Annotated in this window: 19 protein-coding genes and 1 tRNA gene; 18 read left to right on the top strand and 2 right to left on the bottom strand. The window is 46.9% G+C overall.

Annotated features, from left to right (window positions below; genetic code table 11):
- Window positions 1–42: 42 nt before the first annotated feature.
- The 5 genes from pnp to bshB1 all read left to right on the top strand — a co-directional run bounded on the left by pnp (window position 43) and on the right by bshB1 (window position 6,027).
- Window positions 43–2,175 (top strand): polyribonucleotide nucleotidyltransferase, encoded by a 2,133-nt coding sequence (gene pnp / locus ABWH99_RS19570; RefSeq protein WP_375583493.1) that lies wholly within the window; start codon window positions 43–45, stop codon window positions 2,173–2,175.
- 103 nt (window positions 2,176–2,278) lie between these two features.
- The gene (locus ABWH99_RS19565; RefSeq protein ID WP_010853621.1) at window positions 2,279–3,142 is read left to right on the top strand and encodes an RNA polymerase sigma factor RpoD/SigA; all 864 of its coding nucleotides are present in this window, start codon (window positions 2,279–2,281) and stop codon (window positions 3,140–3,142) included.
- A gap of 156 nt (window positions 3,143–3,298) precedes the next feature.
- Window positions 3,299–4,237 carry a thioredoxin-disulfide reductase gene (gene trxB, locus ABWH99_RS19560; RefSeq protein WP_375583492.1) on the top strand — a complete coding sequence of 313 codons (939 nt, stop codon included), beginning with the start codon at window positions 3,299–3,301 and terminating at the stop codon, window positions 4,235–4,237.
- Window positions 4,238–4,324: 87 nt separating this feature from the next.
- On the top strand, window positions 4,325–5,281 hold the full coding sequence (locus tag ABWH99_RS19555; protein ID WP_375583491.1) for a peptidoglycan DD-metalloendopeptidase family protein: 957 nt from the start codon (window positions 4,325–4,327) through the stop codon (window positions 5,279–5,281).
- A gap of 29 nt (window positions 5,282–5,310) precedes the next feature.
- Window positions 5,311–6,027 (top strand): bacillithiol biosynthesis deacetylase BshB1, encoded by a 717-nt coding sequence (gene bshB1 / locus ABWH99_RS19550; RefSeq protein WP_375583490.1) that lies wholly within the window; start codon window positions 5,311–5,313, stop codon window positions 6,025–6,027.
- A 156-nt stretch (window positions 6,028–6,183) separates the two neighbouring features.
- Here bshB1 and pdxH read toward each other — a convergent pair whose 3' ends face one another.
- On the bottom strand, window positions 6,184–6,816 hold the full coding sequence (gene pdxH / locus ABWH99_RS19545; protein WP_375583489.1) for a pyridoxamine 5'-phosphate oxidase: 633 nt from the start codon (window positions 6,814–6,816) through the stop codon (window positions 6,184–6,186).
- 97 nt (window positions 6,817–6,913) lie between these two features.
- Between pdxH and ABWH99_RS19540 the strand changes: the two genes are divergently transcribed.
- From ABWH99_RS19540 to ABWH99_RS19530, 3 genes are all read left to right on the top strand, one after another.
- Window positions 6,914–7,483 carry a YqgE/AlgH family protein gene (locus tag ABWH99_RS19540; RefSeq protein WP_375583488.1) on the top strand — a complete coding sequence of 190 codons (570 nt, stop codon included), beginning with the start codon at window positions 6,914–6,916 and terminating at the stop codon, window positions 7,481–7,483.
- Window positions 7,484–7,541: 58 nt separating this feature from the next.
- Window positions 7,542–9,695 (top strand): DUF349 domain-containing protein, encoded by a 2,154-nt coding sequence (locus tag ABWH99_RS19535; RefSeq protein WP_375583487.1) that lies wholly within the window; start codon window positions 7,542–7,544, stop codon window positions 9,693–9,695.
- 147 nt (window positions 9,696–9,842) lie between these two features.
- Window positions 9,843–9,915 (top strand) — tRNA-Thr (locus tag ABWH99_RS19530).
- 154 nt (window positions 9,916–10,069) lie between these two features.
- On the opposite strand, the gene ABWH99_RS19525 is transcribed toward ABWH99_RS19530, so the two are convergent.
- Window positions 10,070–10,774 carry a TVP38/TMEM64 family protein gene (locus ABWH99_RS19525; protein ID WP_375583486.1) on the bottom strand — a complete coding sequence of 235 codons (705 nt, stop codon included), beginning with the start codon at window positions 10,772–10,774 and terminating at the stop codon, window positions 10,070–10,072.
- 368 nt (window positions 10,775–11,142) lie between these two features.
- On the opposite strand from ABWH99_RS19525, the gene ABWH99_RS19520 reads away from it, so the two are divergent.
- The 10 genes from ABWH99_RS19520 to ABWH99_RS19475 all read left to right on the top strand — a co-directional run bounded on the left by ABWH99_RS19520 (window position 11,143) and on the right by ABWH99_RS19475 (window position 25,199).
- Entirely contained in the window at window positions 11,143–12,387 is a 1,245-nt protein-coding gene (locus ABWH99_RS19520) for a hypothetical protein (protein ID WP_375583485.1), read from the top strand.
- A 122-nt stretch (window positions 12,388–12,509) separates the two neighbouring features.
- A complete protein-coding gene (locus ABWH99_RS19515; RefSeq protein ID WP_375583484.1) occupies window positions 12,510–13,883 on the top strand; it encodes an amidohydrolase family protein in 1,374 nt (457 codons plus the stop codon).
- 229 nt (window positions 13,884–14,112) lie between these two features.
- Window positions 14,113–15,096, top strand: coding sequence for an ABC transporter substrate-binding protein (locus tag ABWH99_RS19510; RefSeq protein ID WP_375583483.1), 984 nt, complete (start codon window positions 14,113–14,115; stop codon window positions 15,094–15,096).
- A gap of 491 nt (window positions 15,097–15,587) precedes the next feature.
- The gene (ggt, locus tag ABWH99_RS19505) at window positions 15,588–17,252 is read left to right on the top strand and encodes a gamma-glutamyltransferase (RefSeq protein ID WP_375586603.1); all 1,665 of its coding nucleotides are present in this window, start codon (window positions 15,588–15,590) and stop codon (window positions 17,250–17,252) included.
- A 627-nt stretch (window positions 17,253–17,879) separates the two neighbouring features.
- Window positions 17,880–18,872 carry a hypothetical protein gene (locus ABWH99_RS19500; protein WP_375583482.1) on the top strand — a complete coding sequence of 331 codons (993 nt, stop codon included), beginning with the start codon at window positions 17,880–17,882 and terminating at the stop codon, window positions 18,870–18,872.
- Window positions 18,873–19,131: 259 nt separating this feature from the next.
- Complete coding sequence (locus ABWH99_RS19495; protein WP_375583481.1) at window positions 19,132–19,416, top strand: hypothetical protein; 285 nt, start codon at window positions 19,132–19,134, stop codon at window positions 19,414–19,416.
- 81 nt (window positions 19,417–19,497) lie between these two features.
- Entirely contained in the window at window positions 19,498–20,139 is a 642-nt protein-coding gene (locus tag ABWH99_RS19490; protein ID WP_375583480.1) for a DUF4468 domain-containing protein, read from the top strand.
- An 853-nt stretch (window positions 20,140–20,992) separates the two neighbouring features.
- The gene (locus ABWH99_RS19485; protein ID WP_375583479.1) at window positions 20,993–22,648 is read left to right on the top strand and encodes a tetratricopeptide repeat protein; all 1,656 of its coding nucleotides are present in this window, start codon (window positions 20,993–20,995) and stop codon (window positions 22,646–22,648) included.
- Between the two features lie 752 nt (window positions 22,649–23,400).
- Entirely contained in the window at window positions 23,401–24,225 is an 825-nt protein-coding gene (locus ABWH99_RS19480; RefSeq protein WP_375583478.1) for an SDR family oxidoreductase, read from the top strand.
- 59 nt (window positions 24,226–24,284) lie between these two features.
- On the top strand, window positions 24,285–25,199 hold the full coding sequence (locus tag ABWH99_RS19475; RefSeq protein ID WP_375583477.1) for a helix-turn-helix domain-containing protein: 915 nt from the start codon (window positions 24,285–24,287) through the stop codon (window positions 25,197–25,199).
- The last annotated feature ends 87 nt before the right edge of the window (window positions 25,200–25,286 follow it).

Below are 25,286 nucleotides of genomic sequence, written 5' to 3'. Positions count from 1 at the left end.
GCCTTACTTTTACAACTATACACGTTACAGAATCAAAAATTTATGTTACCAAATGTAATTTCAAAAACCATCACCCTGGAAGACGGCAGGGAGATCATCCTGGAAACGGGTGCCCTGGCCAAGCAGGCCGATGGAGCCGTGGTGGTTCGAATGGGGAAAGCCATTTTATTGGCTACCGTAGTTACCAAAAAAGAAGCCGGAGAGGGTGTGGATTTTCTGCCCATGTCCGTAGATTATCAGGAAAAATTTGCCGCCTCCGGTAAGATTCCGGGCGGATTTCTGAAAAGAGAAGGAAGGCTGTCGGATTATGAAATCCTGATTAGCCGAATGGTAGACCGTGCGATTCGCCCCATTTTTCCGGACGACTACCATGCCGATACCAATATCAGCATCACCCTCATGTCTTCGGATGAAGATATTCTTCCGGATTGCCTTGCAGGATTGGCCGCATCGGCTGCCCTGGCGGTGTCCGATATTCCATTTAATGGTCCCATATCGGAGGTTCGTGTGGCGAAAATTGAGGGCAAGCTCTGCATCAATCCCAAGCCTTCCGATCTGGAAAAAGCCAGCATGGAACTGATCGTAGCCGGTTCGGAGGAGTTTATCCTGATGGTGGAGGGCGAAGGCGACGAAATTTCAGAAGACGAAATGGTGGAAGCGCTTCAATTTGCTCACGAGGAGTTGAAGCGGCATTGCCAGGTGCAGAAGGAGCTTACCAAGGCGGTCGGAAAAGAGCAAAAGCGCGCGTACAGTCACGAAGTAAACGACGAGGCACTTTTCGAAAAAATGAAGGCCGAGTTGTACGACAAATTGTACGAAGTCGTGAGCCGTCAGATTGCCAACAAACAGGAGCGTTCCGACCTGACCAAGGCCATCAAGGAAGCGTTTGTGGAGAGTTTGGGCGAGGAGCACGAATACGACGAATCACTCATTGGACGGTATTTTGGAAAAATCCACAAGGAGGCCGCCAGGAATTTCACCTTGAACGAGAAGAAGCGTCTGGATGGAAGAAATCCGGATGAAGTTCGACCCATCTGGTCGGTGGTGGATTACCTGCCCTCTGCCCACGGATCGGCCATTTTTACCCGGGGTGAAACCCAGTCCATCACTACCTGTACGCTGGGTACCAAACTGGACGAACAAATGGTCGATGGTGCGGTATTGTCTGGCTTCAATAAGTTTTATTTACACTATAATTTCCCTGGATTTTCCACGGGCGAAGTAAAGATCAATCGTGGTCCGGGCAGACGGGAAGTAGGGCACGGAAACCTGGCAATGCGGGCGCTGAAAAAAGTGTTGCCCCCCGAGGCCGAAAACCCCTACACCATCCGTATCGTATCGGATATTCTGGAATCCAACGGATCCTCTTCCATGGCAACGGTTTGCGCCGGTTCGCTGGCGTTGATGGATGCAGGGATTTCCATCAAAGCGCCCGTGACAGGTATTGCCATGGGGATGATTTCCGATGCCAAAACCGGTAATTATACGATTCTTTCCGATATATTGGGAGACGAAGATCACTTGGGCGACATGGACTTCAAAGTGACCGGTACCGCCAAAGGTATCACCGCATGCCAAATGGACCTGAAAGTAGAAGGACTCGATTACGAGGTTTTGAAGGAAGCCCTGTATCAGGCGAGAAAGGGCAGGCTGCACATTCTGGATGAGATCAATAAGACACTGGAGGCGCCAAGGCCGGAATTCAAGCCGCATGCACCGAGATCGTTTAACATGCAGATACCGAAGGAGCTGATAGGAGCGGTCATTGGTCCCGGAGGGAAAGTGATTCAGGAAATTCAAAAAGACACGGGTGCCACCATCATTATCGAAGAAGTTGATAACGTGGGCAAAATCAACGTGTTCTCCAATAATCAGGATTCCATGGATGGAGCCATTGCTCGCATTAAAGCCATTGTAGCTCAGCCTGAAATCGGTGAGGTATACACCGGGAAAGTGAAAAACATCATGCCATTTGGTGCCTTTGTTGAGTTTATGCCAGGCAAAGACGGTCTCTTGCACATCTCCGAAATTAAATGGGAGCGACTGGAATCCATGGATGGCGTATTGGAATCCGGCGAAGAAATCGCTGTAAAACTAATCGATGTCGACAAAAAAACAGGGAAATACAAGCTTTCCCGCAAAGCCTTGTTGCCCAAACCGGAAAGAAAAGGATAAAAGGCTGAAAGTTTCCTGAGAATGTAGAACAATTTCTTATAATTGAACTTATTTTCAGGGAACTTCTGTTATGATTGCAGAAAAAAATAATAGACAAAATTGAATGAGGCAGCTTAAAATCAGTAAACAGATTACCAACCGGGAGAGTCAGTCTCTCGATAAATACCTTCAGGAGATAGGTAAGGTAGATCTATTGACAGCAGACGAAGAGGTGGTTTTGGCCAAAAGAATTCGTGAAGGGGACCAACTGGCCCTGGAAAAATTAACCAAAGCCAATCTCCGTTTTGTTGTCTCTGTTGCCAAACAATACCAAAACCAGGGCTTGTCTTTGGGAGATCTGATCAATGAAGGAAACCTGGGGTTGATCAAAGCTGCGCAGCGTTTCGATGAGACCAGGGGATTTAAATTTATTTCCTATGCGGTTTGGTGGATCCGGCAGTCCATTCTGCAGGCATTGGCCGAGCAATCCCGGATCGTCCGCTTGCCTCTCAACCGGGTAGGCTCGTTGAATAAAATCAGCAAGACCTTTTCGGAGTTGGAGCAAAAATTTGAGCGAGAACCGTCACCGGAAGAACTGGCAGAGGTACTTGAGGTCACCGCCGGAGAGGTGGTAGATACCATGAAAATCTCCGGAAGACACGTGTCCATGGATGCACCTTTCGTGCAGGGAGAGGAAAACAGTCTGCTCGATGTACTGGAAAACGACGGTGAGACCAAGCCGGACGATGGATTGATGAACGATTCTCTTCGTAAAGAAGTACAGCGAGCATTGTCCACGCTAACCCAACGGGAAGCCGATGTGATCACCTTGTATTTTGGCCTGAACGGGGAGCATGCGATGACATTGGAAGAAATCGGCGAGAAATTCAACCTGACCCGCGAACGGGTTCGGCAGATCAAGGAAAAAGCCATTCGAAGATTGAGACATACCAGCAGGAGCAAAACGCTGAAGCCCTACCTGGGATAATCAGGCTCCGCTGTAGAATGAAAGTAAAAAGGGCTATTTGCCCTTTTTTTATGTAATGGTAAAATATTATAAGGAAAATTAAACTTTTTTGTTTTTATATTTTGTTACCAACCCAGAATAGGCAGTGCCTAGGATATAGTTAAAAACCATTGAACCATGAATCAGGAGATTGAACGTGTAAAAGTGCTCATTATCGGATCCGGTCCTGCCGGTTATACAGCGGCGATCTACGCTTCCAGAGCAGGCTTATCACCGGTATTGTACACCGGAGCCCAGCCCGGGGGCCAACTTACTATCACCAATGATGTAGAAAACTATCCCGGTTATCCGGATGGAGTCGTGGGGCCGCAGATGATGGAGGATTTCCGGAAGCAGGCCGAGCGCTTTGGCACACAGGTACGGTACGGGGTGGTGACAGCCGTTGACTTGGGTACGAGACCTTTTAGGGCTACCGTAGACGATAGCAAATCCCTAATTGCCGATACCATCATCATCTCTACCGGTGCCTCTGCCAAATGGCTGGGGATTGAAAGCGAAACACGCCTGAATGGAAAAGGGGTGTCTGCTTGCGCCGTGTGCGACGGGTTCTTTTTTCGCGGAAAGGAAGTAGCCATTGTAGGAGGAGGAGATACCGCCTGTGAGGAGGCCAGCTACCTGGCGAATATCTGTAAAAAGGTATACATGCTCGTGCGCAGAGATGAACTGCGCGCCTCACAGATCATGCAAAAGCGGGTGATGAATAATCCAAAGATCGAGATCTTGTGGAACCACGAAACGGAGGAAATTCTCGGTGAAGAAGAGGTAACCGGGGTGCGCGTAAAAAGTAATCGATCAGGCGAGGAAAAGGTACTGGCAGTCGAGGCATTTTTCGTAGCCATTGGTCACCAGCCCAATACCTCCATTTTTGAAGGCCTGGTGGACATGGATGCGAATGGATACATACAAACGGTTCCGGGCACTACCCGAACCAATATTCCTGGCGTTTTCGCTTGCGGTGATGCGCAAGACCACGAATACCGACAGGCGGTCACTGCAGCGGGAACAGGCTGCATGGCAGCTCTGGATGCGGAAAGGTTTTTATCGGCAGAAGAATAGTCTGGGTTCTCCATGTGGCAACCCGAACGATGGATTCCTTTGGCGGTTTTGTGTTTCTTGTCGTTTTTACAGGCAGCAGCTCAGGAAATGAAACGATCAGACCAGGAGCCGAATCGGGTAGAGCGGAAAATTATTCCCCCGGAGGCATTGCAAATTTTTGATGCCGACCGGTACCGGGAAGCGCTTTCGGACATTACCAATACCCTTATCTTTCCGGCGGAGCTTGACTTAAGAAAGAGGTTTTCCCTGGTTAGTGAAGAGCTTTCCTATCCCCTTTGGGTACCCACAAATCGCCTGGTGGAAGTAGCAGAGGAAGTACTGGTAGACAGCATTTGGATTACTGCCCATGAGTATTACGGGCTTTGGGATAGCAAAAAGGTAGATAGCTACGACTTCGATCCCAGGGAGTTTGACGATACGCTGCAGGTGATCCTGTACGATCCCTATTTTGGATCCAATTGGAGTGTTCCGGTGGAGAATACGGAAATCAATTCCCCATTCGGTAGGAGGTGGTACCGCTGGCATCACGGTGCGGATTTGAAACTTTCCGTCGGTGATCCGGTCAAAGCAGCATTTGACGGCATTGTTCGCGTCCGCTCGTACGAAAGGCAGGGCTATGGTCATTACCTGGTCTTGCGCCATCGAAATGGGCTCGAGACGCTTTACGGTCACCTTTCCAGGGTGCAGGTGGCCGTAGGGCAGGAAATCCGGGCCGGGGATGTGTTGGGCGAGGGTGGAAATACAGGTAGAAGCACCGGGCCGCACCTGCATTTCGAAGTGCGGTATCGAGGGCTTTCCATCGATCCCACCGAGATTTTCGACTTTGAAATTGGTCGGATCCGCTCGCAGGTTTTTCAGCTTACCGCCAACAGTTTTGAGCACGAGATTCGGATGCGCGAGTCCATTTACCACCGGGTGAGGTCCGGGGAAAATCTTTCCCTGATTGCCCGCAGGTATGGCGTTCGAATGAGCCAGATTACCCGACTGAACGGCATTAGCACCCGTGCAGTTTTGCAGATCGGACAGCGGTTACAGATACAATAAAAAACATAACGTTTACGAAACGGATAGCTATGAAACTGGATATCTTGGCCATTGCGGCACACCCCGATGACGTGGAACTTTCCTGTAGCGGTACCTTGGCTGCACAGGTCGCGAAAGGATATAAGGTGGGTATTTTGGATCTTACCCGCGGTGAAATGGGTACCCGGGGCACTCCCGAACTTCGACTCCACGAAGCAAAGAAATCGGGGGAGCTATTAAAGGTTAGCGTGCGGGAGAATTTGGGATTTCAGGACGTGTACTTTGCAGACGATAAAGCCCATCAGGTTGCGATCGCCAGGGTATTGCGTGAATATCGTCCGGAAATTGTGCTGGCCAATGCGGTCAGTGACCGACATCCGGATCACGGCAAAGGAGGCAGTCTCGCTTCCCATGCCTGCTTTGTGAGCGGGTTGCGGAAATTGGAAACCGAAAAAGACGGGAAACTTCAGGAAGCCTGGCGTCCCAAATTCGTGTACCACTACATTCAGAACAACTATATCGAGCCGGACCTGGTCGTAGATATCTCCGATCATTGGGAAACCAAAATAAACAGCATCCTGGCTTTCCAATCACAGTTTTACAATCCGGATTCCAGGGAGCCCGAAAGTTTTATATCGCGACCGGATTTCCTCGATTTTATCGAGGCGAGGAGTCGGGAAATGGGCCACAAAATCAACGTGAAGTACGGAGAGGGATTTACTGCAGAACGCGTCCCGGGGGTTCGTGATTTATTTGACTTGGTGTAAAGCGAAAAGCTTGCGTTTCTTGCCGGATGGATGGCAACTCCCTTTGGACTTGAATACCCGTGTTTTCGATTCGCCACCACAGCCGGTAGGCAATCGGTAATTTGTTTCGGATGCGCCGCAAGAAGGCAAGGCTCCGGATAAGGCCGCTCCGGAAGCTTAGGGTGCCAGCCGATCCATCTTCCACGTTCTTTCGAATAGCTGGTAGCGAATCCGGTCGTGCAGTCGCGCGGGCCGGCCTTGCCAGAATTCCAGGGATTCCGGAACGAGCCGGAAACCGCCCCAATGGTTGGGTCGTTTGAGGGGTTCTTCTTTAAATCGCTTGACGGCTTCCGCTAATTTTTCTTCCAGATACGCCCGGTCCGGAATGACCTGGCTTTGTGGGCTGACCCAGGCTCCCACCTGGCTCTCCCGGGGTCGGCTCAGATAGTATTCGTCGGATTCGGCCCCACCGACCCTTTCCACCCTGCCCGCAATACGTACTTGCCGTTCCAGTTCCGGCCAAAAAAAAGTCAGGGAAGCAACTGGATGCTTTTCGAGCTGTTTGCCTTTGGTACTGCTGTAGTTGGTAAAAAAGACGAATCCTTCCTCTACCCCCTTTAACAACACGATCCTCCCATCGGGCTTCATGTCGGCATCTACCGTACTCAAGTGCATGGCCGTAGGTTCGTTTGCCTGAGCAGTGATGGCTTCTGAAAGCCATAACTTGAATTGTTCCAATGGATCGGTTTTCATCCCTTTAATATCTAAAGTTTTAGAGGAATATTCCTTTCTAATGTCCGCGAGTTTCATCTTTTCAATTTTTGCGAGGAAAATCAATTAAAGATTGCAAATATATTGTAATTAAAAATTTTTACTTTAAATTAAACCCTCGTTGTCATTATTTTTCATGCAACCACTACCTAACATATCGCCTCAATCCGGGAGTCTGTTGATTTCAGAGCCATTTCTTCAGGACGAAAATTTCGTTCGTTCCGTGGTATTGCTATGTGAAAACAACGAATTAGGGTCCTTTGGTTTGGTACTAAACAAGCTTTCCATCTTCAAACTGGACGAACTGCTCGATGGCTGTGAGCTACGGGACAAAGAAGTGTACGTAGGCGGTCCTGTGGAACAAAATACGCTTCACTTTATCTATCAGGGGGAGCAATTGCTGGCTGACAGTATTTCCGTGGGTAAAAACCTGTGGTGGGGCGGCGATTTTGCTGAGTTAATGGAAAAACACCGGTTGGGGATGATCAATACGGCAGACTTTCGGTTTTTTATTGGATATTCCGGCTGGGAACAAGGACAGCTGAAGGAAGAGCTTACCGAGAATACCTGGATCGTCTGTGACAATGCCTATGCCCCAAATATTTTTTTATCGGAACCGGACGATCTTTGGCGGGTAATATTGAAAAACATGGGCGGCGATTTCCAGGTTTTGGCAAATTATCCCATAGACCCGAGACTTAATTAGCCCAAAATTGCTATTTTTGTTTCGTATGGATTGATTTACTCAAGAATACAACACTATTATGGATAAGGATAAAGAAATGTCCGAAGAATCGGATAAGGTTACTGAAAATTTGGCGGATAGCCAAAAATCAGGTTTGGATGCATCGAAAGGGGAAACGGAAGAAACGGCAGAGAAGTCGCAGGCAGAGGCACTACCCGACGCAAGCGCAGAACAGCCAGATACAGCAGAAGTGCCAGGAGAAGCGGAAGAGGTAAACCAGGCGGAAATGAACTCGGAATCCAGCGAGGAAGCCCCTGAAGCCGGGCAAAGCCCGGCACAGCCGGAGGCTTCGGAGCGTTCAGAGCTTCAGGCAGACCTGCCCTCCGCGCAGGAGACGCAGGAAATACCTGAAACGACCGTGGACGGGCCAATTAAGGAAGCCGCTGTAAATGCAGCGGAAAAAGCCGAACCAGAGGCAGTAGAGGAGGACACGGAGGAACAGCAGGAGGAGGAGCACGAAGAACAAGTGGATTTTAGCCAGTATAGCAAAACCCAATTGCTCAAAGCCCTGAAAGATTTTGCCGCGGAGCAGGACTTTATCAAGCGGGATGCCCTTGTCCAGGAAATAAAGAATCATTACGAGGAATATTACGCAAAGGAAAAGGAGCAGGCGCTTGAGGAGTTTATCCGGGATGGAGGAGAGGAAGAGGGTTTTGAGTTTCGCGGAACGGATGAGGATCGGGAGTTTTTTGCTACCTACCAGCAGTTTAAAGATAAAAAACACCAACAAGTAAAAGAGATTGAGCGCTCCAAAGAGAAGAATGCAGAGGAGAAGAATACCATTTTGGATCGGTTGAGGCACCTGGTAGATGGCGAGGAGACCACCCATAGCATCGAGACGATCAAAAAGATACAAGACGAGTGGAAAAAGATTGGCCCCGTCCCTCATAGCCAGAACAAAAACCTTTGGGCATCCTATAATGCGCTAATGGACCGGTTCTATGACAACCGAAGCATTTACTTTGAGTTGAAGGAGTTGGACCGCAAAAAAAACCTCGAGAGCAAGTTGGAGCTTTGCGAAAAGGCAGAGGCATTGGCGGAAATGGAAGATATCAAGGAGGCCATCCGCATATTGAATGACCTGCACGAGGAGTTCAAGCACATCGGCCCCGTACCCAGGGAAGAGCAGGAAGGCCTTTGGACCCGATTTAAAACCGCCTCCGACGGGGTGTATAACAAACGAAAGGCCTACTACGAAAGTCAGAAGGAAGTGTTTAAGGCCAATCAGGAATTGAAAGAAAAGCTGATTGAGAAATTAACCGCTTTTAGCACCTTCAAGGGAGAAAAAATCAGGGATTGGAACAGCAAGACCAAGGAGATTTTGCTCCTTCAGAAGGAATGGGAAAGCATCGGTCCGGTGCCGCGGGAATCCGGAAAAGAAATCAACAAAGGTTTCTGGGGATTATTCAAGCAATTCTTTCATCACAAAAATCAGTTTTTTAAGGAATTGGATGAGATTCGGAACGAAAACAAGGAAAAAGCAGAGGCGCTGATTACCGAAGCCGAATCCCACATGGAAAGTACCGACTGGAAAACTACCTCCAATCACTTGATCCAATTGCAGAAACAATGGAAAGAACTGGGGCCCCTTCCGGAAAAGTTCCGCGATAATTTGTATTCCCGTTTCAAAAAAGCCTGCGATACGTTTTTCAACAATCGGCGGGATTCGAACAAGGAGACCAACAAGGCTTTTGAAGAGAACCTTGCAGCCAAAGAGGAGGTTTGCAAGCGCATTCTGGCAGCGGTATCCACCCCGGGAGAGACCAGTCCCGAAGCGCTGGAGGCCCTGATCCAGGAATTCAACGACATAGGATTTGTTCCCCGAAAGAGCATGAAAGATATTCAGTCCAAATTCAACGAGGCAGTTAACAGCTACCTGGGTACCTTGGAATTGGAAGGGGCGAGCAAGGAGGATTTTATGTTTCGGCTCAACCTCAATAAGTTACAATCCGACCCGAATAGCAACCGGGTATTGAACAAGAAGGAGCACGGAATACGTAAACAGATTTCCGATCTGGAAAATAACATCACGCTGTGGCGAAACAACCTGGAGTTCTTTGCAGCCTCCAAGACTGCCGACAAGTTGAAAGATCAATTTGAGGAAAAAATCGACAAGGCCGAACAGGAAGTGGATAAGTTAAAGAAAAAACTATCCATCATTCGGGAATTTTAACGGGCTCAATTTGAGTGGACTAGGTATTTTTATGTAAAAATACCTTCTGAAATTTTGATTTACCAGGCGTATAAAATTATATTTGCCCTCTCATTTGGCGATTGCCTTTTGGGTCTTTCGTCATCAGCGAGAAATACGTTAACAAAAGCCTCCTTAGCTCAGCTGGTAGAGCAACTGACTTGTAATCAGTAGGTCGCTGGTTCGATCCCGGCAGGGGGCTCAAAAAATGCCACTCATGAAGGCTCCTTCGTGGTGGCTTTTTTCTTTGGTAGGTGTAACGTTTCTTTTTAGCCAACGCAGACGGAGGTTGGTTTGGGATAGCCCGATTCAATTTTAGCCTGCCTTTTCGGTACCAGGCGCTGCTGCGAGGCCTTTTACCTATTGGTTGAGTTGCTGCGTTTTTTCCCCGTTCGATCCCACCAAACATAGCCGATAAAGCCCAGGAGACTGGCGATGCCGATCCAGACCAGGCCGGTTTTTAGGCGCTCGGTATTTTCTCCCAAAAATGCCGTCAACAGGGTTAGCGGAGCGATTCCCAGCAGGGTGCTGCCAATAAATCGCCAGTAGCCCATCCGCAGCATGCCGGCAATGATGCTGATGGCGTCGTTCGATAAAAAGGGAGAAATCCGGGTTACAATGACGGCCCAGAAGCCGTAGTTTTCCAGGAAAACCGATACCTTTTTTTCTGTGTTTTTACCCAGCATTCGGTCCGTAACCGGCGTGCCAAATCTAAAACCAAGCCCATACCCAATGGTAGAGGCCGTAAAAATCGCCAGGAAAATAATACCGGACCCGGCCCAGGGTCCGTAAGCCAGGACCGTAACCACCATCAAAAGAAACGAGGGGATCACCACTAAAAACATCTGCAGGGTCATCGCTGTTACGATGACCAACGGGCCCCAGTAATCAAATTGATCCACCCAATTGGAAATTTTCTTTTCGTCGTTGCTGCGTAAGACCTGCCAGGCTTCAGAAAAAAAGTTTTGAACGGAGTCATTGAGAAAATACAGGGCAACGAGGCTCCCGATAACCATAGCAGATACTACATAAGGCCAGACGGCCCGCTTTTTTTCGGACATAAGGATCGCTGTAAAGTCGGGTAATTGCACCGCATAGATCGTACCGAAAGTACCAATTTTTAGCAAAATAATGAAGATGTCTGTGGGAAAACCCTCATTTCTTAATTCCTTCGTTTTTTTTCCTTCGTTTGGACCCCCTTCGCAGGAATGCGGTTATTCCCGTCCTAAAGTTGTTGATTTTTTTTATCCGCCAAAGTTGGTTAATTTTCCGTTACCCGATAAGGCAGCTGCTTTATGGTCATCCAATGTTGCTCGGTCTTTATTCGCGGTATGCCTGAAGGGATTCAGGCTGATTTTTGTCTAAAAATAACCCTATGTTGAAGCCTAACTGTTTTCTGTGGGTAGTTTGTTGCTACGTCCTTGCGTGCATGACCACTTTCCAGAGCGTTGCTGTGGGTAGGGGAGAATCCTGGAAATATCAACCGGTAAACCCAAATTCTTTCGACGGCACGGATACCGAACGCATTATCCAGGCCATAGAAATTGCCAAAACAAGCAGCCAGGTAGTGCGAATTCCAAAGGAAAATACCAACGGAACCAACATTTGGATGATCGATAGCGCCTTATTGTTGCCAGGAAATATCACGCTGATTCTGGACAATTGCACCTTGCAACTTTCCGATAAAAGCAGAGACAATCTGTTCCGTTCGGACAATGTAGGAGCCGGCATTACCCACCCGAGATGGAACGAAAACATACGAATTTATGGGGTTGGAAATGCGGTGCTCAGAGGGGCAACTAATCCCCGGGCTACTGGTGACGGTGCCAGAAAGCTCAGCCTGAATCCACAGCGGGAGCAGGAAAAGGGGAATTGGCGGGTCAGCTACGGAAGCGATGCCGGAAAGCCTGGGTTGAAACAAACGGGTGACTGGAGGAATATCATGGTATTGATAGGGTATGTCCGGGGCTTTAGCCTTAAAAATGTTCGCTTTGAAAATGCGCATGGCTGGACCATCAGTTTTGAGCGAACCGTGGGAATCGATGTATCCGATGTGACCATTTTCAACCAGGAGTTTGTGACTGTGGGTGGCCAGCAATTGATGACGGCCAATAAGGACGGGATTAACCTGAGACAGGGATGTAAAAACGTTCGGATCGATAACATCTCGGGTATAACGGGCGATGATTTTATAGCGCTTTCTAATCTGGATACCGCTCCTGATATTCCCAAAAAGCATGGTGAGATTGACCGGAGTATGGTCTCGGCCAGTCGCTGGTACGGACCGGAAGATGACATCGAACAAGTGGTGATTACGAATATATCTTGCGAAAACCGGTACCGGGCGGTCGCGATCCGAGCCAGCGATAGGGCAGGAATCCATCATGTCTTCCTTAATGGAGTTATTTTTAGAGCCAGAGAGGATCGGTATGAAGCCCTACTGATTGGAGGCAGGGGATATGGAAAAGAATCGTTACCAGGTAAAATACATAGCATTCAGGCCATGAACATCATGGGAAACGGTCAATCTTTGCTAAGAATTCAGGCGAAAATAGCGAACTGTCACTTTATGAATGGCATGTACACGGGGCCAAATGAACACGCAACCTTATATGAGATTGATCTAGCGGAGACCAGCAATGTGACCGAAAATGCCTGGCTAAAGGTCAGGTGAATGGTGATTATCCCCTTGTTTCGAACCCTTGAAATCACGAAGGAGACCGATGAATACATACCTGAATCGAACCGTCCGGCCCGTCTGAACCCCACGTACCCTCCTTGTATTATTCGAAAAGGATGGATACATTTAGAAGATACATACGAAACGGGTACCGAATGAATGTGCAATCCATGAATAAGGTGAAATTAGTGAACTCCATCGTTTTTTTGCTGGGCCTCGGGTTTTTAAGCCTGACGAATCTGGCTTTTGCCCAAAATTCCTCGCTGCTGGAAGTAAATCCACCGGACGGCCCGTCAAATGATCGGCTCAGCGCGATTGTAAATGTGCGCCTTATCGATGGGCTGGGAGGGCCTCCTCTGGAAAATGCCGTCGTGTTGATCCAGGGTAACCGCATCTTGCAAGCAGGTCCGGCCAATCAGGTAAGCGTACCGGAGGGAACAGAAATCACCGATGGCAGTGGCATGAGCCTGCTTCCGGGGCTGATAGATGCGCATTTGCACAATGTAAACAACAACAAGGCCCTGCATGCCATACTCACCAACGGTGTAACGACCATCAGGGATCCCGGACATCCCTTTCGTTTTTACCAGTCCCTGCATTTTGCGCAGACAAAATTACCTCGGGTATACCTGACCGGGGCGCACCTGGATGGGTATCCGGGGGTCTATTTGGATCAGGCGTCGCTGGTGAGGAGTACCGATCATGTTCGAACACTGATTCGGGACTATGTTACACAGGGTGGCTCAGGGATTAAAATATATTTTCGTCTTCCCTTGAAATATTTCGAGACAGTGATCCAAACGGCCGAGTTTTACCATATCCCGGTAGTGGCCCATTTGGAGCTAGTGGATGCGGACGATGCGATTCTGGCAGGGTTACATGGGGTAGAGCACGTTACTTCTTTTGGCACCGCCCTGGCTCGTCCGGAGGATGCCAGGGAATTTCGGGAGGGGGTTCAGGCAGACAATAACTACCGAAGAGATGGCAGGTACCTGCTTTGGTCAAAAATAGATTTGTCCGCTGACCGGGTGAAAGAGGTGCTCGCCCTCGCCGTGCAAAACAACGTAGTACTGTCACCCACCCTGACCACTTTCGAAAGGCAATTCGGGGACGAAGAGGTGGAGGAGTATCAGGCAAAAGGCTTTAAAAACATGCTCGATTTTGTAGGGATGGCCCATCAAGCCGGAGTTACGGTGGTAACCGGCTCCCACAATTCCGGCAAATATGCCCAACGCGGACTGGCGTACCAACGAGAGATGGAGTTATTGGTAGCAGCCGGAATGAGTCCCCTGGAGGTCATTTCCAGCAGTACCCTTCATAATGCGCGTTATTTCCGGACTCAGGACCGACTGGGCAGTATTGAATCCGGCAAACTGGCTGATCTGATTCTGGTGGAAGGGGATCCATCCGTGGATATCAAAGCCATGTACGCCATCAAAAAAGTCATGCTCAACGGAGAATGGGTAGATGCTGCCGCTATGGTCGAGTAAATGTTCCGACTGCCTGAATGAATTCCCGGTTTCGGCGACCGGGTATCCGTTCAGGTGGTGCAGGCATCGCCCGGGGTCCGCAGTCCGTTACCTGGTTCCGCGGAAAGGAAAAAGGATGGCCACCCGATTGGTAGCGGTCGAGTGCCGATCAACTCCTATTTGTGCGGTACTTTCTAGTTGTCAGCAAAACCTCAACGATTCGTTTTATCAACCCAGCAAAACATAGCTTATGTCTGTAGTTTCCCGCGGTTTTCTCTTGGTTTTGATTTTTCTCAACGCATCCCTTTTTCATGCCTGCCTGTCAAAGAAGGAAAAGAAAGTGATTTCCTATGTCAACTCGTTTCACCGGGGACACCCATCGAGCGACGAGATCATGGATGGCATACTGACACATTTTCCGGCCGACAGTTTTGAAGTAGCTACCTATTTTATGGATACCAAACGGGAGCCCGATTCCCTGAAAATCAAGCAGAAAGCGGCGGAGGTATTCGAATCCATTGTCAGAGATGCTCCCGATATTTTGCTCGTTTCGGACGATAACGCGGTAAAATATCTGGTACAACCTCACCTGGACGAGTTAAACATGCCAATTATTTTCTGTGGGGTAAACTGGACAGATGCGGAATACGAGCTTCCTCCGGACAAGGTAACCGGGATGCTGGAAATACTTCCGGTTGCCAATATGGTAGTCACCATGCAATCCTACTTTCCGTCCATGGAAAAATTACTTTTCCTTTCCGAAAATACCACTACCTCCCGAAAAGAAGAGCTCTTGCTGGATACGCTTTTTACCCGGACAGGGCTGATGGCTACCTACCGGCTGGTCGATGATTATACCGAATGGAAGGCTGCATTTAAAGCGGGGAATCGGGACTACGACATCATTTATTTGCCCACCAATGGAGCGATCAAAGGGTGGGATCGGGACGATGCGATTCAGTTTATCCATCGGCACCTACAGGTTCCGGTCGTAACCACGGAGGACTTTATGATGCCTTATGCTGTTTTTGGATTAACAAAAGTGGCCAGGGAACAGGGGGAATGGGTGGCAATTACCGCGAAAAAAATTCTCAACGGAGCCCGGATTATTGATTTTCCGGTGACAACAAACAAGAAATCAGCGTACTGGATCAACGCCTCGCTTGCCGGGCAGAGTGGCTTTGAACCGGATAGTGCACTACTTGGCAAGTCCACTATTGTTCGGCACAGGTGATTTTTTCCCGGCCCGGTTTCTTAGGGAAAACAGGTTGACCCCGAGGGTTTTTTGTCAAAATTCCAGGCCTGGGCTTTTGGCTCAGAGTGGTTTGTGGACAGGCTTTTTTCCCGGTCGAATCGATTTCAGGCCGGAAAAGAAATCGTATCGGTCTGGAAACCGGGAAAAGCCTGCCGTTTTCCGGTTGCGTTTCTGCTGTTGGGCTTGCTGCAGACTTTTTGTTGGGTTTCGATGACGATATGGTTTTTTTTTCTTAGCTTACTAACGGGAGTCCGGTTGCCTGTTCGGGTCCGCGCTACCTGGCTATGGGAGTGGGTACGGCAAGCCCACTGCTTCGGATGCAGCCGTTTCGGTCCTCAGCAAAAACCTTCTGTCAGGACCTGAACAACAAAGGAATGGGTTTCGGACTTTCAAATCTCTTAGCAGAGACTACCAATGCCGGGTTTATTTTTACCCGGATCGTATACACCTTTCAGTTAAAAAATACAGAAATGAACCTGCGCTGTTTACTACTTATTCTATGCCTTGGAGGCACGCACCTGGGAATTGCCCAGGACCGGCTATCGGGAAAGTCTTTTGCCACCCGGTCCGAAGTACTTGCCGTACATGGCATGGCGGCCACCAACCATCCGCTCGCCACACAAATTGCTATTGACATATTGAAACGTGGAGGAAATGCCGTGGATGCGGCCATTGCGGCGAACGCTTTCTTGGGATTTGCCGATCCGGGAAACAATGGCATTGGGGGTGATTTGTTTGCCATTGTCTGGGACGCGAAAACCCAGGACCTGTATGGAATCAACGCCAGTGGAAAATCCCCCGCCAGCTTATCGCTAGCCGAATTCAAGGCTGAAATAGCTGCCGGTAACACCTACAAGACCGGGCCGCTTTCCGTAACAACGCCGGGCGCGGTGGGCGGCTGGTTTGCCTTACACGAGCGATTTGGAGCAATGGAATTAAGTGATTTATTGGCGCCTACCATTCGGTATGCCAGGGAAGGTGTTCCGGTTTCGTCTGAAGTGTCGGATAATTTTTCAACCGTCAATCTGGGTTCCGGCAATCCATCGTTTGAGGCAACCTATTTTACGGGTGAAGGCAGGCTTCCGCACTTAGGAGAGCTATTTTCAAACCCAGACCTGGCGAATACCCTGGAAATCATCGCCAAAGAAGGTAGAGACGGATTTTATACGGGAAAAGTCGCGCGCGCCATTGTTGATCAGGTGCAGCGCGAAGGGGGCTACCTCAGCATGGATGACCTGGCAAACAATCGGCCCGAATGGGTGGAGCCGGTATCGATCAACTACCGCGGCTACGATGTCTGGGAAATGCCCCCCAATGGACAGGGCATGGCGGCGCTACAGATGTTGAATATCCTCAAAGGATTTGACCTGGCGGCTATGGGCTATGGCAGTGCAGCCCATATTCATACCTTTCTGGAGGCAAAGAAGTTGGCCTATGCGGACATGACTACCTACTATGGCGATCCCAACTTTGGTACCATTCCTATTGATGGGTTGCTGTCCGAAGATTATGCCGTGGAGCGGAGAAAATTGATCGATCCCGATCGGGCGGGAAGTTTTACAAAAGGGCTGACCTCCGGTGATCACACGATATACCTGACAGTAGCGGACGATGCCGGCACGATGGTTTCGTTGATCCAAAGCAATTCTGCACTTTTTGGATCCCGGGTGGTACCGGCTGGCCTGGGCTTCGTGCTGCAAAATCGAGGTGCTGGGTTTGTTCTTGAAGAGGGGCATATCAACCAATACGCACCTGGCAAGCGGCCTTTTCATACCATCATTCCGGCGTTTGTTACAAAAGATGGCGAGCCGTTCATGAGTTTCGGTCTGATGGGTGGGGACATGCAAACCCAGGGACATGTGCAGATCATTACGAATATTATTGATTTTAACATGAACCTGCAGGAAGCCGGGGACGCACCGCGAATCTATCACCGGGATGAGAACCTCGCCAGTGGCGGCACCTATCTGGAATCCGGCTTTGACTACGAAGTAATCCGAAGCCTGATGGACAAAGGGCATACCTTGCGAATGGGAAAGGGTATTTTTGGAGGCTATCAGGCCATTATGCGTAAAAACGGGGTGTATTACGGGGCTTCGGAATCGAGGAAAGACGGACAAGCGGCGGGGTATTAAGCAGGTTGTCGATTACTGGGCTTATAAATGGGCGGAATGGCCTGGACAAGCCATAACTTGGTGTGACGAAAAACGGTCGGTAAAGTGGCGGGTCACTCCGATGAGCTACCTCCCACCGAACAACCCCACACCCCAGCCAAACTGGATGTGCACATCCAAAAAAGTTGACGAGATTGAATGAAGCGGGCTGAGCGTCTTCGCTATCGCTCAGACGGTGATTGAAAGAAAAAGATTGAAGAGTCTGATCGCTGGACATCAATCCCCCTCCATCTATTTCAATCTCCTTTACTACAGCCTTGGGAACACCTGGTCTTAAAAAATAAACGTTTCACCCGGTTTTGTTTTTTCCAATGCTTCCGCATCTTTTGGAAACAGGGATTGCTCATATTGAACCTGCTCTGCAGACTTACTATACATCCGCTTCCCTTAATAGCTCCCATTCCGTCCAAACCACCTAAATTCCCGCATCAATCGCAATCAATCCCCCCAACATCTAATTCTTCCCAAGCGGATAACCCCACAAAACTTTTCCCCAATAAAGGCCAAATTTTACCTACCTTGTCAAAAAGTGTATAGTTGGAGCTTGATCAGGACATTAAGGATTCGATGCGTTGGCTAAAATGGAGGATGAACAGTCTTCTGGCGATCGCTATATTTCTAGACCTGGCTGCTGTTTCGTTTTACCTGTTATCGGTGATCAAACCCATGACGGTGCAGCGTTTTTTCCCCCAAAGTATGCCCGAATATGTCAATGGAGTATCCGTGGTACTGGCTTCTCTTTCCGGCGTATTGTTTGTCTATGTGGCCTTTCTGGGGCAGCGCTGGCAGATGCTTTTTCAGCAGCAAGAGATTCGCGACAATCGGAAAGAAATACGGTTTTCGTCCCGGGAACTGCGAGGCAGGATCGAACTACTTGCCGGTCAAGTGGTCCAGGTGGATGGGGACCTTATCTGCCAGACATTTTTTAAGACGCTGAATGACTGGTGCCTGGCACGGGAGGCCATTCGTTATACTCCTCGCTTCCACAGGCCCGATCGGCAGAACGGCACAAATGCTGGAAAGAACTATGTAGCTACCAGAGAACATGCATTTGCATGCTTTTTGAAAGACCTGATCTACTGGGTCGATGATGAGGAAAGGGGCTGGAAGCGACCGATGGACCTCCCGAAACAAAAGCAGTTTTTCCTTGAAAAGGGCTATGCCTGGCAGGTGCCGCCTTCCGGCCCGGGACCCATCGGGGATGTAGCGAACCTGCGCTTGCAAACCGGCAGGGATTCCCGCAGCCAACTAACCAAAGGCGAGCTGACGTTTCTCATCCAGGCAGTACACGACGGGACGGCGTTTGATACCTACCTGCGATCGGGTTTTCACTTGTTTTTCTTTATTATGGATAAAAACCTTGCTCAATACCTGCCAATGGTTGAGGGAGGTATGGGCAGGCACGAGCGCAGGTTTTGGTTTTATCAGCTTGCCACACAATTTGAGGGAAAGGAACGTATAAAAACCAAGGAGTGGTTGCAACACTACGGGTTTCTTGCCGGGATTTCCAAGAAAGAACTCCTGTCTCCGGAGCACGCAAGCTTCTTCGGTCCACCGGCAGTAGTGGCGGGGGCAAAATAATGGGCGGCTACACGAGTATCCGATAAGGGATAAAAATCAGGCCGCTGTTCGCAGCTCTAAAACTAAAAATCAGGTAGGGTTTCCTGCCTGGCTTTCCTGACAGCAGCTCCATTGACCCTCTATCCCTCCCTCTCGCTGTAATTTCAGGGATTCTACAGGTCTCCTGGTCCTTTCCAGGCACCTAGCCGATACGCGGTGAATTGCTGCAAGTTGGGTTTGGGTTCGGGCTGCTCCCAACCCCTTTTTTTGCAGGTGAATTTTGTTTGAAGACGTTGGTTTTTTCTTCAATTATTCCATTTCAATAGCGAGGTATCAATCTACGGAAACCGTTCGTTTCGGTCAAAGCGGCACCGACAGCAAGCTGGACCGCATGCCCACCCGCCTCAAAGCCTACCTGGTAGACAGCGAATGGCAGGAGTTTCGGGAGCAAAGGGATGCGCTGGAGGAACAGTGTATGGGCTATGAAATACGTGCAGATGCTTTACTATTCGGTGAATACTTTTGTAAGTGCGATGCGATTTTTTCTACTTACAAGAGGGGTTGACTCTGAAGAGGATATAAGATTCCGGCATTGTGTATAGCAAACCTGGGTGCACCAAAAGGAGTTACAGAAAAAAATAGTTTGATGATGTTACGCGGGATTGTTTCCGAGTGGATGATTACACTTAACCGTAGACAAAGCATGATCGCCATGGGGCGAACGTATCTTTTATTTTTGCTTCCGATTATTAGCCTGTCGGCACAGACAGAATACGAGTACCAGTACGAAGACTTGTACCTTCCCAGGGATGCCAGCGGAAACATTGTTTACACTGACGCGGTGGCGGTACCGGGTGTATCCGGAGACGAGATTTTTACCAATGCCCGGCATTGGTTGTACAATAACTTCAAATTTTTTAGGGAAAGGATTCAATATGAAGATCCGGAGTCCGGAGTTATCGGAGGTGGCGGTATAATGATGGTGCGAAATAGGTTTTTATGGTATTTATTCGAGACGCCGGTTTTGTTTTCTTTGAGGATTGAAACAAAAGACGAAGAATTCCGGTACTTTATTTCTGATTTGGTAATCGTTCACGCCGACCCTCGATTTATAGACCAACCTATTGAACAAGCTTTTAGTCAAGAAAACCTGTACAAAACGAGTGGAAAGCCAAGAAAGCGCCTGTTTTATTTTTATTGGATGTTTGACGAAATGATCGTCGGACTCGAGCACCGAATCAAATTTGAACTACCCCCTCCTCCGTTAGGACTTGGGGAAGATTGGTAAAGAGAATAGCTTGAAAAAACGGCAAGAGTTCCGCGAGCAGCGTTGGAGCAGCGGTATTGAACTTGAAAGGTTGACTTACTCTTGTGCTTTTTATTGATTCAGCCGTATTGGATCTGCTACATTTCATTGGACAACAATTTAAGCCCCGTTGACGTGGAGGCAATAAAGAAAAGGAAAATCCTTCGAATAAGTCTTTAAACTGATGGTGATTTAGAACCATAAGTGTGGAAAAATCTTTGGAGAAATTGGGCGAGAGCTTGATATTCCATCAGGTATGGTGCGCGGATAGAGTAGGGAACATTCAGCTACCGGGGAGGCAAGTTTTGCCGGCAATGGAAAAGCGCCTTTGACTCCTGAGTAGAAGGAAATCGACCAATTAAAAAAAAATCGTTGAAAGAGGCTGAGAACGAACCTGGCACCCTAAAAAAGGCCGTCTGCACCTTCTGTTAGGCCGAACTTTATTCGAAGGTTTCATCATGCGCCCCACCCAATGGGTACGTCCAGCTGCAAGGAGTTTCATCGCCCTGCATCAAAGGGTTTTATTTCCGGCTGACCAGCGAATACCTTAGGGAGTAAAGGTTCGCATGTCCTATGTTTTAGAAATAGGAATAAGCGTCTGACGTTTTATTTACAAAAAAACGCACGAAATGTGTCCGACACTGTTTGCTTATTTATTTTTTCGTACTTTATTTTGGCAAAATGTTTGTCAGGTGTATCCCAGTTAGCCCATAACGCCTTCTGATAATATAAATGCGTTTAGCGCTCTACAGTATATATTCCATTGACTAAATACGCGGGCTTCATCGTCTGAAAGCATATTAACTAAGTTTTTAAATTTTTCTTTTTTTATTGTATGTTGGTTCCTAGAGTTGGTCTATCCCAATTGGTAGTATATACCATTATTTTCATGTTGAGTGGTGTGCTTTCCTATGCGGTCGCGAAAAAGCCTGACTCGCATGCTTCGTTAATCGAGGGACCTTATTACGCATTGCTTGACTCTTCCCGTGCCTTTTTAAACAACGATTTAAGGAAATCACTTTATTTTGCCAATCAGGCCAGGGGCTATGCAGATTCTTTGGACCAACCCGACTTATTTGTCAAATTGTACAATCAGTATGGGAGAATTTATTTTACCGGGGGATTGTCGGATGTTTCTTCGGAATATTATCTGAAAAGTTATGAAATTATAAAAACTGCAGGGGATCTTCCTACATCCGATCGTATCAGCACCCTTTTGGGTATGGGTATCAATTACCTTTTCATAAGGAATTACGATAGAGCCGAAGATTATTTTCTTCAGATACAGGAGTTATTCGAAACCCTTCCCGAACCTGACTATAAGATTCTTTCAGCGGTTATCAATAACCTTGGCGTTATCTACAGAGAAAGAAATGACCTGGTACAAGCCTATAATTGTCTGGACCAGGGAATCGAAAAAATCCGAAAATTCGATCCCCAAAATCAAAACCTTGGTTCCCTATACAACAATCTCGGTTTAGTCTATGCTCAAATGAAGAATTATGAAGCTGCCCTGGAAACGTTTGCTTTTGGTGGAGAGGAAGCGCTCCGGAAGGACAATATTCACGTGTTAGCCACTAACTACAGCTACATAGCAGAAACATACAGGGAAATGGGCGATGCAACCCTGGCGATCAGGTACGGAAGACGAGGTAACCAACTAGCAGCAAAGGGCGAAATATTGGCAATACAGCATAACAGTAGTGAGTTATTGGCCGACTTGTACAAGGAAATGCGGATGCCCGATTCTGCCCTGTTTTTTTTTGAGGAGAAACAGCGTTTGTTCAGGAAGATTAACCAAAGCAAGGCTGAACAAAACCTGCTGACCCAAAGCCTCAAGGAAATGCATTCGCTGGAAAGGGAAAAGCTGGTGGCGCAATCAATAAATAGTAATAAGAAGCTCATTTCATTCTTACTGTTTAGCTTTCTGATTTTGGCAGCACTTATTTTATTTTATGTCACTATCCGGAGAAAATACCATCGTGTACGTTTGGAAAGGAAGAAGTTACTGCTTGAATCCCAGCAAAGAGAGCGCGAAAGAGAACTCTTGCAGGCAAAGCTCCAGGAAAGAAGCAAACAGCTTACGACCCAAATGCTCTATGAAACCAAAAGGCAACGTATTATCAAAGATACGGTAGATAAACTGGTCGGAAATAGAAATGAATTCTCAAAACAAGGAAAGAAAATTGTCAGCGGCGTCATTGGCGAACTGAGTCAGTTTGATCAGGATAAAATTCTTTCGGAGTTTGAGGTTTCCTTTTTGGACCTGCACACGGATTTTTATAAAAACCTTTTGGATTCCTTTCCAAACCTTAGCCCTAACGAAAGGCGACTTTGCGCCTTTATCAGACTGAATCTAAACAGCAGTGAAATTTCGGCACTTACCGGGCAGAGTAAAAGCACCCTCAATATGGCGAAAACCAGGCTGAGGAAGAAACTGGGCGTTACCCATGGTAATGTGGATCTGTACGACTTTTTGTCCAGGTTTTGATTTTCAATTAGTGTATTAGTTACTGATAAAATAAACTTTTTTGCGCGCATAAGATGGCATTGCCAACACCCTACATATTGGATTATCGGATAGCTCCCGACTCATTTTGGATCGGTTGAATCTGTCGACGTATTCGTTGATATAGATTTATTACGGAATGGTAGGCGCCTGTAGGACGAGCTTTGAACACCATTACTATAGTACACGATGGATCTCGACCAAGTTTTCATACTTCTTGCCTCAGTTTTCATGGGCCTTGTTGGGAAAATGAGTTTCTATCCCCTTACAACCACTCCAATAATCGGGATTAATTACCTGTGTAAATTTTCTTAAATCCTTCGTCTGAAGTACATTTGGGAGTAGTTAATTTGACCTACGCTCGCTCAAATTAGTTAATATAAATCACTGATATTTAGTTAGTAATGAATTTGTGTTACGAAAATGTTATTGCGTTTTTAACCGTGTAATGCACTTGTATCTACCCCTTTTTGTTTTTTTTGCGGTGAACGCGTTTTATTTGTGACTTAAATAATCAGTCAGGGGGCACCGAAGTAATCGGCCAATCCCGATGAGTTTTCGTTTTCGGTAGATTCTTAGCGATTTCAGCGTAATAGATGCATGAAACGTTAGGCACAAGGCAGAAAACGAATACGCAAAAAGTATTCAATAATCAGTAATTTGAATACATTCACACTTTATAGATGCTCTAATTTTGCTTCAGAATTAATTGTAAATCTTTAAAAAAAGAAAAAATGAGCAAAACAATTTTAATAACAGGAGCATCATCAGGAATTGGAAAAGCAACAGCCAAAAAATTTCAAGCAAAAGGATGGAATGTAATTGCAACAATGCGTAATCCTGAAAAAGAGAATGAGCTAACCTCTCTAGAAAATGTTTTCATTACCAAACTAGATGTTCAAGATTTAACTAGTATCACAAGTGCCATTGAAGAAGGAATTGATAAGTTTGGAAAAATCGATGTCGTCCTTAACAATGCTGGGTACGGTATATTGGGTACTTTTGAATCTGTAGCTAGAGAAAATGTTTCGAGACAGTTTGATGTCAATGTCTTGGGTCTTTTTGATGTAACAAGAGCCGTATTGCCGCATTTTAGAGCAAATAAAAGCGGAATGTTCATCAATATATCATCGGTTGGTGGTAAAACAACCTTTCCAATGATGCAACTTTACCATGCCACAAAATTTGCGGTGGAAGGTTTTTCAGAATCTTTACAATACGAATTAGAACCTATTGGCGCAAAAATAAAAATAGTGGAACCAGGTAGCATAAAAACAGATTTTTCAGGTCGTTCGATGGATTTTCAACACAATGATGAATTAACAGAATACAACGAATTTGCATCAGGGGTTATGAATATTTTTGAACAATTAATGAGTTCTGAAAAAAGGAACAGTCCAAACTTGGTAGCAGATGTGATTTATAATGCCGCAACCGACGGAACCAATACGCTTAGATATGTAGCGGGTCCAGATGCTGAACATTTATTAAAGGCCAGAAAAACGATGAATGATGCTGAGTTCCTTAGTATGATGAAAAATAACCTAAACATTAAATAAGAAATAGAAAAGCATACTTTAGGGATGAAAGTGTGCTTTTCTGTACAAAACTTAGCACATTGAAAGATTTTATAAAAATAGAAACCATATCGGAATTTCATCAGGTTTTAGGTTTAGCAAAGCCAAAACATCCACTCATATCTGTATTACGATTAGGTTATGCTCGAAAAAAATTAGAAGTTGATAACCTAAAGTATTTACTAGGCTTGTACAAGATCAGTTTAAAGGATAATTGTCCTTATAGCATTGTCAATTACGGTAGAAATTCATATGACTTTCAAGAGGGTACAATGATTTTTACAGCACCAAACCAAGTGATGGAATATAAAAAAGCTGAAACAGCCGAAACTGACAAAGGCTGGATTTTAGCTTTTCATCCGGATTTGATTCGGAAAGCAACATTGGGTCAACGCATAGAAGATTATTCATTCTTTTCCTATGATTCAAACGAAGCCTTACATCTATCCGAAGAGGAAAGAAAAACGGTCACAGATACCATTGAGAAAATCGAGAAAGAAATCAGCAACAATATTGACGCACACAGTCAAACTTTGATTATTTCAAATATGGAATTGTTATTGAATTACTGTATTCGTTTTTATGATCGACAATTTTATACTAGAACCAATCTAAATCAAGACATTGCCAGTCAATTCGAGCAACTATTAAAAGACTATTACAAGCAAGAAAAGCAGTTGGAGTTGGGAATCCCCACCGTTCAATATTGCGGAGACGCACTTAATATGTCGCCTAAATATTTAAGCGATTTGCTACGAAAAGAAACCGGACGAAGCACACAAGACCATATTCATCTATACATCATTGAAAAAGCAAAAAACAGACTCCTAAATTCCAACGAAAGTGCAAGCGAAATAGCTTATGCTCTGGGGTTTGAGTATCCACAATATTTTAGTAAAATCTTTAAAAAGAAGACAGCGATGAGCCCAAGCGAATTTAGGAGAAATCTGAATTAAGGAAGCCCAGTGCCTAACACAAGCTATACGTCCATGCTCCTAACGTCGCACGGCGCATAGCCAAACCGTTAGCCGGATTGGATGCAG

This window comes from Cyclobacterium xiamenense (genome assembly GCF_042140265.1).
Classification (GTDB): Bacteria; Bacteroidota; Bacteroidia; order Cytophagales; family Cyclobacteriaceae; genus Cyclobacterium; species Cyclobacterium xiamenense_A.
The sequence above is the reverse complement of the archived record's forward strand: the minus strand, read 5'-3'. Positions and strand labels throughout refer to the sequence as shown.